This is a genomic window from Pseudomonas sp. I2 (assembly GCF_040984075.1).
GTDB lineage: Bacteria > Pseudomonadota > Gammaproteobacteria > Pseudomonadales > Pseudomonadaceae > Aquipseudomonas > Aquipseudomonas guariconensis_B.
Genome location: NZ_JBCGFQ010000115.1, coordinates 1 through 1,379 on the forward strand (window position 1 = coordinate 1; position 1,379 = coordinate 1,379).

1 protein-coding gene is annotated in these 1,379 nt (G+C 69.4%); it reads right to left on the reverse strand.

Features of this window, described 5'->3' with window-relative positions; genetic code table 11:
* On the reverse strand, positions 1–1,379 hold a 1,379-nt coding region (locus WCE05_RS25785; protein ID WP_256658305.1), incomplete at both ends, for a condensation domain-containing protein.

Consider the following 1,379-nt stretch of genomic DNA (forward strand, 5'->3'; position numbering starts at 1 on the left):
TGGAACAGCATGCCCTGCTGCATCGGCGACAGTGGGTAGATGTCTTCGACCTCGGCCACCGCCACCGGCAGTGCGTCGAGTTGCGCCTGGCTCAGGCCCGCCAGCGGGAAGTCCGACGGCGTCAGCCCTTGCGGCGCCTGGCAGTGCTCGACCAGCGCCGCCAGCTCCGCCTCGTAGGCCCGCGCCAGCCGCTCGATGGTCGCACGGGCGAACATCTGCCCGCTGAAGCTGAACGCCAGGCTCAGCTCGCCACCATACACCTGGCCATTGAGCACCAGCCAGTTGCCCAGTGGCGCCAGCGGGCTCTGCTCCTCACCCGCGCTTTCGGCGGCGGGCACGAACAGCGCCCGCTCATCGAACTGGCCATCCAGCTGGCCCAGGTAGTTGAAGGTGATGCGCGGCACCGGCAGCCCGGCCAGGCTCGCGCGCGCAGCCTCGTCGCCCAGGTAGCGCAAAGCGCCGAAACCGATGCCCTTGTGCGGCACGCCGCGCAGCTGTTCCTTGACCTGCTTGATCGAGGCGCCCAGCTCGGCGGCCGGGGTCAGGCGCACCGGGTAGGCGCTGGTGAACCAGCCCACCGTACGGCTCAGGTCAATGTCGTCGAACAGGTCTTCGCGGCCATGGCCTTCCAGCTCCACCAGCGCCGAATCGGCGCCGCTCCAGCGGCACACCACCCGGGCCAAGGCGGTCAGCAGCAGGTCGTTGACCTGGGTGCGGTAGGCCGCCGGGGCCTGTTGCAGCAGGCGTCGGGTCAGTTCGGCATCCAGGCGTGCCTGCACGCTCTGACGGTGACGATTCTGCAGGCTGGCGCCCAGCTCGGCCTCGGGCAGGTCCAGCGGCGCACCGGCCAGTTGCCCTTGCCAGTAGGCCAGCTCGCTGTCCAAGCTTGCGGCATGCTGCTGCAGGCGTTCGCCCCAGGTCTTGAAGGCGCTGGTCTTAGCTGGCAGTTTCGGCGTGCTGCCCGCCAGGGCCTGGCGGTAGGCATCGTGCAGGTCTTCCAGCAGCACGCGCCAGGACACGCCATCGACCACCAGGTGGTGGATCACCAGCAGCAGGCGCTGGCCACCGTCGGCCAGGTCGATCAGCACCGCACGCAGCAGCGGGCCCTGGGCCAGATCCAGACTACGCTGGGCCTCTTCGCAGGTCGCCTCGATTTCCTCGGCGCTGCGCAGCGCGGCACGCCACAGCAACGGCTGGGCCGGTTGCAGCGGACCGTGTTCGGCGCTGCCGTCGGCAAAGCGCAGGCGCAGGGCGTCGTGCTGGGCGTACAGTGCCAGCAGCGCCTGCTCCAATGCGCTGGCATCCACCGTTTCGGTGCCGCGCAGCAACAGCGACTGGTTCCAGTGTTGCGGCTCGCTCATGCGCTGGTCGAAGAACCA